The sequence below is a fragment of the Salinicola sp. V024 genome (genome assembly GCF_052645315.1).
This window is the reverse complement of record NZ_JBQXYB010000016.1, coordinates 77792-84862: the sequence shown is the minus strand read 5'-3', so window position 1 is coordinate 84862 and position 7071 is coordinate 77792. Positions and strand designations below refer to the sequence as shown.

Genomic DNA, 7071 nt, shown 5'->3' with positions numbered 1-7071 from the left:
CACCACACAGGCTGCTTCCTGCTTGAATTCCGGCGTAAAAGATCGTCGTTTCCTGCTCATCAGACACCTCGCTAATGGTGGCAAGATTACCACCTATGCTGATGTCCGGTGTCATTGGACCACTACAAAGTGACCCCCTCCAGAACAGCACAGGGTATAGTGCAGCCATCAGGAGGACAGGATGAGCGACGACAACCCCATCAAGCGATGGACCGCTAAGCGCAAGGCCGCCGTGGTCGTGGATATCTTCAAGGGCAAGACCACGGCTGCTGAGGTGGCTCGCCAGTACGATCTCACTGTCTCCGAGGTCGAGGGCTGGATCGTTGAAGCCCAGCGCAGCATGGAGAACGGGTCCAAGGCCCGCCCCAAGGACATCCGTGAGCAGTACGAGTCCGAGCTCCGAGAGACCAAGGAGGCACTGGGCGAAGCCCATCTGCAGATCTATGCGCTAAAAAAATTCAAGCGCCTGCTCGACGAGGACGAGAACTCATAAGGTCGCTGCAGGCGCAACTGGCCGAGGAAGGCCATGTGGTATCGCTCGTCAAGCTCTGCCGCTGGCTGGGGTTCCCCCGGCGGAGCCTGTATTACCGGCCCAAGCTGCGGCAGCGTGTCATCAATGCCGATCTGGCGGCACGGGTGAAGCTGACCCTGGAGCGGTTCCCCACCTATGGCTATCGCCGCCTGGCGTGTGTTCTGGGTGAGAACCGCAAGCCAATACAGCGCATCCTGCAGTTGAAAGGCTGGCAGGTGCGCAAGCGGCCACAGGGCTTCCGCCCGCGTGCCAAGAGCCTTCCGTCTGTCGCGTCACGGCCTGATGAACGCTGGGCAACGGATCTTACGCACGTGTGGTACGGCAAGGATCGGCGGGCCAGCCTGGCGGTGATCATCGATTGCTGTACGCGAGAGATCCTCGGCTGGCGATTATCGAACAATGGCAGCAGCAAGACCGCTGAGGCCGCGCTGGAGGAAGCGCTGATCTATCGATTGGGGGCACTGGGACGTGTTCAGCAACCGCTGGCACTACGCTCCGACAACGGCCTGGTCTTCAGCAGCCGGCACTACAAGGGCACGGTGAAGGCCTATGGCCTCATCCAGGAGTTCACGACGCCGTATACACCGGAACAGAACGGGCTCGTGGAGCGCTTCTTCCGATCCTTGAAGGAGGAGTGCATCTGGCTCCATCGCTTCGAGTCATTGGGTCAGGCAAGAGCTGTGATCGACCGTTGGATCCGATACTACAATGAAGAGCGGCCACATCAGTCGCTGGACTATGTGGCACCCAGGGCACACCCCGCATTAGCTGCGTAGGGTGTGCAGAAACCAGGGGGTCATTACACCCACTGGAAAATAATACCGGCGGCCTAATGGCCGCCGGTATTACACTACCTTGACGTGGATTATTCGCCAGAGCGACGCGCTACGTTCGACCGACCGACATGCGCCACACGAGCGGATAGTGGACGTTGGAGCCGCAGATGAGGGGTAGTAACGATAGCGAAAGCGGCGAAGGCCAAGCCCAGGATGATCGCCCATACGTTGGGTACGATGAAGAGGAGGCCGGCGATACCAAAGCCGAGCCTAGGAAGCGCGGACAAGGGTTGCCGCCAGTAGCCTTCCACAGCGAAGCTTAGCAGGATCACACCCATCACGGCGGTGACGCATGAGACGACGATAGTCATGACGTTGCCCTTTAGCAGCAGGCCCTCACCATAGACGAAAGCGAACGGCACGATGAAGGCGGTGATAGCGAGTTTCACGGCACCGGCCGCGATCTCCAGCGGTTTGGCTTCGGCAATGGCGGATGCGGCAAAGGCGGCGACTGCTACGGGCGGCGTCATTGCCGAGAGAACGGCAAAGTAAAGAATGAACATATTGGTTTGTAGAGGACTGAAGTCCATCGCCGTCAATGTGGGGCCGACCAGAACCGCAGCGAGAATGAACGCCGACGGCGTCGGCATGCCCATGCCGAGGATGATCGCCAGCACCGCCGAAATGACCAGTGCAAGGAAGGCGCTGTTCCCGGCCAACAGGAAGACGAGATCCGAGAATTTGCTGCCGAGTCCAGTCATCGAGATGCCCCCAATCACCAAGCCGGCCGCGGCGCAGGCGGCGACGACCGAGACCATGCGTAGCGAGGTCTCGGCCAAGGTGTTCCATATCGCACGAAGTCCCATGCGTGTCGATCGTCGCACCACCGACACTGCTAGTACCACTACCGTGGCGATGGCAGCGACATAGGTCGGCGAATAGCCCATGAGCAAGGCCGACGACAAGGCTACCAGAGGAAGAATGAACAAGCCGCCATTCCTTAGCGTCTGGCCCAGGGGGGCTATCTCTTCCTTGCTTAGCCCGCGCAATCCCAATTTTTGCGAGCGTAGATGGACCTGGGCATAGACGCAGAGATAATAAAGGAGGGCGGGCACCAAGCCGGCTATCGCGATATCACGATATTCGATGCCGGTGTATTCGGCCATGATAAAGGCGGCCGACCCCATGACCGGAGGGAGAAGACTGCCGCCAGTGGAGGCCGCTACTTCGACGCTACCGGACAAAGGCTTGCTATACCCCAGACGCTGCATGATGGGAATGGTGACGGAGCCTGTCGTGACCACGTCCGATGTCGGGCTACCCGACATCGTGCCGTACAGTCCCGACGAAATGACAGCGATCTTGGCCGGTCCGCCCACCCGGCGTCCGGCAATTGCCGATGCAAGATCGTAAAAGAAGTCAGCACCACCTGCTTTGGCCAAGAAAGTGCCGAACATCACGAATAGAAAGGCATAGGTCGCGGCGACGCGCAGTGGTACACCGAACAGCCCGTCCGAGGTGAACATCATGATATCGAGGAAATGATTGTAGCCCACTTCCCGAAAGCCGAGCGCTCCCGGGAGGGAGTGTCCGAACAGATTGTAGACCAGAAAGAGCAGGACAATACTGGTCAGACCAAACCCCACGGTACGCCGTGTAGCCTCGATCGTCATAGCAAGTAGCACGCTGGCCGCGATCAGGTCCGGCATGCTTAGGGGATAGAGCAACGTAATCCGCTCCGCGATTCGACCGCTTTCCACGGAGAAATAGATTCCGACGGCGATGCTGGCCGCCACGAACAGCCAATCGAGCAAACTGGGGCGATCCATGCGCCCTCTGGGGCCTGCGCTTACCGTCAGGAATAGCAGGGCGAGCATGGCCGAAAGGAATACGACGGTCATGACATACAGGTCGATATAGACCATGGTGGTCGTATAGACCACGGCCAAGGCTATCAGGGCCGCGCAGCCATATACGAGCGCGCCCAGCTTGCCAGTGAGAGACCGCTTGGTACCGGTCTCCATTAATAGCGCGAGAGTCGATTTCATGGGAAACCTCTTGATGAATCGCTATATCGATTAACGAAGACCTGCTTCTTTCAGGTAGCGCAGGGCTCCGGGGTGGAAAGGCACGCCTTCCACGGAGGCCATGATATTGGGCTTCAACCGATACATCGCCGGATGGACCTTGGCGATCTGCTCGTAGTTTTCGTAGAAGGCCTTCGTCAGGTTGTAGGCAGTCTCTTCGTCCATGTCGTCACGTACCGCTAGGGTGGTACTGATCGAGATGGTCGGTATTTCGCGGGGTGCCCACTCGTAGGACCCTCCAGGGATGACGAATGTGTGCGTTCCAGCCTCCTCGTTTACCTGGGAGATGGTCTCCTGAGAGAGTGGGAGCAGCTTGAGATCGACATTGGAGGCAGCCTGCATGATCGAGCTCTGGTTGATGAATAGACTGTTGATGAACATGTCGGCACGCCGATCCTGGATCAGCTCCGACTGTTCGCCGGAAGCGGCATAAATGATCTCACCACCCCAGCTTTCGATCTGCTCGGGAGTAGCCCCGATCGCGTCGAGCATGTCGGCGGCAACGTTCGAAGCGATGTTGCCGCGTTTGTTGATGGCGATGGTAATGGGTGGCTTGACCTTGGCGATATCCGCGAAGGTCTCGATGCCATACTCTTCGGCAAACCCCTTGCGCATTAACGCTTGCATCGGGGCCCATGTATAGAGAGAGGACAGGACCTGGATGTTTCCGATGGGCTCGCGAAACGGTGGCTTACCTTCTCGTGCCATTTGCAGCACGGAATCCTCGATCAGCGCCATATCCGCGCTGCCGCGTGCGAGCACGGCGACGTTGGGGATGCCGCCTCCCGAGGTCTGGTAGGTCACGGTGGAGCCGGGATAGCTTGCCTTGAGGGCCGAGTCGAGACCGGCTCCGAGCAACGACCAGAGCCCCCCCGGCGAGGCACCTGCCACGGTCAGGTTATAGCGTTCGGCTGCAGGGGCTTCATTCATCATCATCAGCAGACCTGGAATGACAAGGATGGCAGCCAGCACGGATTTTTTGATAAATGCTTTCATTATTTTACCTTCTTTCAAGGATGAAACGGTCATGGTATTTCGCCGTCATGTCGGTTGATTGGATACGATTTCTTTGGAAAGACAATCAGATATCCAATCGCGATGCATGATCTAACTCTTCGGAGTTTCCCCCCGATATGGTGTAAGAAGGCTGTTTTTTGCTTGGGTCAGCATAATGAATAGTCTCCGGTCAGGAAGATGTGTAAGCGTTGTATTTTGTCAAATGCTTAGATATCTAAAATTATACGACAAAGGTAGCCCAAGCGAACGTGACATCAAACTCGCCAATAGTCGTACTTGACACTGAGTCCGCCCCTAGGGGGCTTGCATACAAAGAGAAACAACAAGAAGAAGCCAGCGGAAATGGCCGGGCGGCTAGTGCGCGGAGAATCTCACAAGGCGACGGGCCAAGCCATTCGGTGGCTTTGGCTCATGGACGCGTGATGATTTCATAGATCGCTGGACATGAAGGATGGAACGAGCAGGGTGGCATCGTTGCCGGAAACAGGGGGCGGTCAATTTCTCAGCGACGGTTATGGTCTCTTGAGGGAGAGAAGGGGGAGATTCATCATTGTCGTGGGCTACCGGCAAAAGCCGCTAGGCGGGTGCCTACAATGTGGCCGCTTTCGCGCATCCGGCGCATTGCGGAGTCGACACCGACGCTACTCGGTAGTTTCCGCCAAATTCATGATGATGGCGAGGAGGGTTCGCCGGGTCGCCTTCAGATCTTCCGGGTCGATGCCACGTACCGCATTCTCGTTAACCGCTTCGGCCAAAGGGGTCAGGGTTTGCTTGAGATCACGACCTTTGGGTGTCAGGTAGATGTGGATATTCTTGCGATTGCCGTTGAGTTGGCGCCGCTCGATCAATCCATTGGCTTCCATGGCCTTCAATGCGCTATAGGTTGTGGGCTCCATGAGGCCGGCCTGTTCACTGAGTTCACGTTGGGTGAGACCTTCGTTTACCCATAGAATGCGTAGAAATGACCAGTGGCCGAAGCTGACGGAGTGTTCTGTCAACTTCGTTTGCAGGCTCTTGGCAAACAGGCGCCCCGCATCGCGAACCAGGTGTGCCAAGCGATCGTCGGGAATGTCTTCCTGCCAGTGCTGAAGGACCGTTCTCGCCTCTCGCTCGTTGCTTCGCGACATATCTGTATCCTAACCAACTGACTGATAGCCACAGTTTACCTCGATGTGGCGGGACAGGGCAGCCCCACTTGGTGACAAAGCGTCATGTCGCGACCGGTGGTCGCGGACTCGAGAATACCCAAGCAGACTTCCATGGTGGCAAGGCCCCATTCTCCGGAATGAACGGGCGCGAGATCGTGACGCACGGCGTCGATCAACTCGTCGAGAACCTCGCGGCGAGGCACTGCCGGCGATGGCAGAGACTCCAGATACCGCCGCGTATCGGCGTAGACTTGCACGCCGGCGGGAGAGGGGCGCAGGTCGGCGTGGTCACAGGAGACCATGATGAAGCCGAAATGGTTATGCGTGACACCCTTTAGGCTACTGTTGGCGAGAGAGAGGCCTGCGCCATAGGTTCGAGTGTTCTTTAGTGCGGCTTCCTCTTCGGCACTATGCACTTGAGCGAGATGCGCCCGGGCATGGCCATACTGACTAGGATCGCGAGGCTTCCCCAATTCGCTGGTCCAGCCGCAGAGCTCGTCGCTATCGAAGTGTGCAAAACCGCTGTAAGTCAGATTGGCGAAGGCGCCGTTGTCGAAGCTAAGTAATGCGCTATAGGCGCCCTCGGTGGGGCGGGCGGCGTCCCAACTGCCAGTGATGGCGCGAACAGACTTCGTCCGTCCGCCGGCAAGCAGGCGAACGATGTCGACTTGATGTGCCGCTTGACTGAATACCACGCCGCCACCGCGTGTGGTGTCGAGCTCCTCGGGACGCCGAGGACGGTAGAGAAAATCAGTGAAGTTGAGTGCCTGTATCATGCGCACCGCACCAAATTCTCCACTATCGATCATTTCGCGAGTGCGTAGGTAGGGGACATCGAAGCTATGACTGTGGCCCACCATCAGCCAGCGCTTGGCTTGGCGCATCGCTGTAATCATGGCCTGGCAGTCCACAAGCGATAATGCCATCGGCTTTTCGACCAGAACGTGTTTGCCGTGTCTTGCTGCCAGCTCGACGTGTTCGCGATGAAACTGGTGTGGTGTGGCGATATAGAGGGCTTCGACGTTGGGGTCGGCGCACAGCTCGGCGACCTCGTCATAAGCGATGCCGCCGAAATCAGTCTCGAACTGCCGGCGTGCCTCATCGCGAGGGTCAGCCGCTGCGACCAGGCGAATCCCAGGATGTGCCGCGAGCGTGGGTAGTAGCAACATGAAGCCGCGGCCCAATCCGGCGATTCCGAGTTGCAGGCGAGATTCTGTCATTTCCATCTCCATATGGTCGATTCACTTTCGGTCAGTCGATCGCCTATTTGCTCGAACAGACACGCGAGAGGCATGCCATGATGACGTCCCGACGCTCGGACTCGGAGGGGCGAGATCTCGATGCTTCGTCTCGCTTTCCGTACCCATGGACTAGAGCCTTCGCGGGGTTCGGAGGTCTGGTTTTCCTGGGAAGCAGCGCAGAGCGCACAGCGGCGTACTGGGTCGTTGGGCATCTGCACAGACAGATGTGCGCCAAGCGTGATCAGCATGGGAAATCCCTTCTCGGATTGC

Annotated in this window: 6 protein-coding genes; 2 read left to right on the top strand and 4 right to left on the bottom strand. The window is 58.0% G+C overall.

The window, feature by feature from the left end; genetic code table 11:
- The first annotated feature begins 181 nt into the window (after positions 1-181).
- Complete coding sequence (locus ACUN9V_RS18100) at positions 182-493, top strand: transposase (RefSeq protein WP_445512384.1); 312 nt, start codon at positions 182-184, stop codon at positions 491-493.
- The gene (locus tag ACUN9V_RS18095; protein ID WP_445512386.1) at positions 457-1308 is read left to right on the top strand and encodes an IS3 family transposase; all 852 of its coding nucleotides are present in this window, start codon (positions 457-459) and stop codon (positions 1306-1308) included. Before ACUN9V_RS18100 ends, ACUN9V_RS18095 begins: the two co-directional genes overlap by 37 nt.
- A gap of 89 nt (positions 1309-1397) precedes the next feature.
- On the opposite strand, the gene ACUN9V_RS18090 is transcribed toward ACUN9V_RS18095, so the two are convergent.
- The 4 genes from ACUN9V_RS18090 to ACUN9V_RS18075 all read right to left on the bottom strand — a co-directional run bounded on the left by ACUN9V_RS18090 (position 1398) and on the right by ACUN9V_RS18075 (position 6780).
- A complete protein-coding gene (locus tag ACUN9V_RS18090; RefSeq protein ID WP_445512383.1) occupies positions 1398-3356 on the bottom strand; it encodes a TRAP transporter permease in 1959 nt (652 codons plus the stop codon).
- A 30-nt stretch (positions 3357-3386) separates the two neighbouring features.
- The gene (locus tag ACUN9V_RS18085) at positions 3387-4424 is read right to left on the bottom strand and encodes a TAXI family TRAP transporter solute-binding subunit (protein ID WP_445512382.1); all 1038 of its coding nucleotides are present in this window, start codon (positions 4422-4424) and stop codon (positions 3387-3389) included.
- 629 nt (positions 4425-5053) lie between these two features.
- On the bottom strand, positions 5054-5539 hold the full coding sequence (locus ACUN9V_RS18080; RefSeq protein WP_322528070.1) for a MarR family winged helix-turn-helix transcriptional regulator: 486 nt from the start codon (positions 5537-5539) through the stop codon (positions 5054-5056).
- A gap of 35 nt (positions 5540-5574) precedes the next feature.
- On the bottom strand, positions 5575-6780 hold the full coding sequence (locus ACUN9V_RS18075; RefSeq protein ID WP_445512381.1) for a Gfo/Idh/MocA family protein: 1206 nt from the start codon (positions 6778-6780) through the stop codon (positions 5575-5577).
- Positions 6781-7071: the final 291 nt, after the last annotated feature.